Annotated in this window: 1 protein-coding gene and 1 pseudogene; one reads left to right on the forward strand and one right to left on the reverse strand. The window is 66.5% G+C overall.

The window, feature by feature from the left end:
- Window positions 1-127: 127 nt before the first annotated feature.
- A pseudogene (gene tnpC / locus KNW02_RS20475) lies at window positions 128-937 on the reverse strand (IS66 family transposase); the annotation flags it as partial.
- Window positions 938-1,106: 169 nt separating this feature from the next.
- Between tnpC and KNW02_RS20480 the strand changes: the two are divergent.
- Window positions 1,107-1,610: a DinB/UmuC family translesion DNA polymerase gene (locus KNW02_RS20480; protein ID WP_252734165.1), complete on the forward strand. Its 504-nt coding sequence runs from the start codon at window positions 1,107-1,109 to the stop codon at window positions 1,608-1,610.
- Window positions 1,611-1,759 lie beyond the last annotated feature (149 nt).

The raw sequence follows: 1,759 nt of genomic DNA on the forward strand, positions 1-1,759 counted from the left end.
CTCAACGCCCAGAACCTCGCCCCGCATCGCCCCTCCGCGCATAAGAGACGTCGTTAGCGACGTCGCTATGCACGTGTCTTAGGACCTCACGCCGCAATCTGGCAGGCGGCGCCAACCGGGTGGTTACGATCCGCCTTTGCTTGTGGCCTTGAACAATGGCGGTGAGCGTGGCTGACAGCCATGCGTGGGGATCGACGTCGTTCATCTTGCAGGTCTCGATGAGTGAGGCGATGACGGCCCAGTTTTCGGCCCCGGCGTCGTGGCCTGCGAAGAGGGCATTCTTGCGGTTCAGCGCGATGGGGCGGATGGTGCGTTCGACGGTGTTGCTGTCGAGCTCGACGCGGCCATCTATGAGGAAGCGGCCAAGGCCGTCGCGGTATTTGGCGATATAAGCGAGGGCTTCCCCTAATGGCGATTTGGCCGAGGCGCGGGCGCGGTGGTGGGCCAGCCAATTGTCGATGCGGGCGAGGATCGGGGCGGAGCGGTCCTGCCGGATGGCCAGTCGGGCTTCGGGGGCGCTGCCGCGGATCTCGGCCTCGATGGCGTAGAGATCGCGGATGAGAGCCACGCCTTCCTCAGCAATCGGCGCGGGTCCGGTGCGCGTGATCTCGATGAGCTTGCGGCGGGCATGGGCCCAGCAATAGGCAAGCTGGATGCCCGGACCGATCCGGTCCGCTGCGATCAGGCGGTTGTATCCGGCGTAGCCGTCGACCTGCAGGATGCCGCCGAAGCCCTGCAATATCCGTTCTGCATGTTGCCCACCCCGACCTGGGGCATAGGTGAAGACCACACCCGGTGGTGCCGTGCCGCACCAAGGTCGGTCATCGCGGGCCAGCGCCCAGAAGTATCCGGTCTTGGTCTTTCTGGCCCCGGGGTCGAGGACCGGGGCGCGGGTCTCATCCATGAAGAGCTTGGTGGACCGCTTCAGATCGGCCATCGCCCACCTGTCCCTGGACGATCTGCCGGGTATTTCCACCGCCATCAAGGCGCGGCTCTTTCGCGCCCGCGTCTTCGATGTTCTGGGCCTATTCAGGCTCGATCCGCGGCACGCCCGGCTGATCTGGCGATCCGTCGAGGGCGAACGGTTCGTGCGGATGCTCCAGGGCATGGATATTCCACTGATCGCGACCGAGCGCGGCGGATTCGGCAACAGCAAGGTGCTGTCGCCCGAATACCGCGATCCGCGCCGTGCCTACCTGGTCGGCCGCTGGCTGGTCGAAAAGGCGACCGCACGACTGCGCCGCGACGGTCGCGTGGCCGGGCGCTTCAGCCTTTCGGTCAGTTTCATGGCCGGCGGCGTCTGGTCCCGGAACGTCAGCTGCTTTCCGACGCAGGATACCGCGATCTTCCTGCGGCTTCACCGCGCCCTGTGGGTGCGCCTCTGGCGCAGCGCACGACCGGGCGCGGTCATCAGCCTCGGCGTGCACCTGGGGGATGTGGGCTTGCTGCAGGACCGGCGCGGGGATCTGCTGATGCCCCTCGCCCCGGCCGAACTGACCCGTGGCGAGCGGGTGTCGCGCGCGCTCGATCAGATCAACGCCCGGCACGGCGACGGTGCGATCCGCTTTGGCATGAACACGCCCCATCCGGGATTCTTCGAGCGGGGGTAGGGTTGGCGTCACCCCAGCGTAGGATCGCCCAAGGCGTCCATCACCTGCTCCCGCACCTCCTTGGGATCACCGCGTTCCATCGTCGCCATGACGAACACCGCCTTGCCCGCTGACGCTTTGGCCCACTGCTGGCCAATCAGCTCTTTCTC

The sequence above is a fragment of the Paracoccus marinaquae genome, assembly GCF_018860165.1.
Lineage (GTDB): Bacteria > Pseudomonadota > Alphaproteobacteria > Rhodobacterales > Rhodobacteraceae > Paracoccus > Paracoccus marinaquae.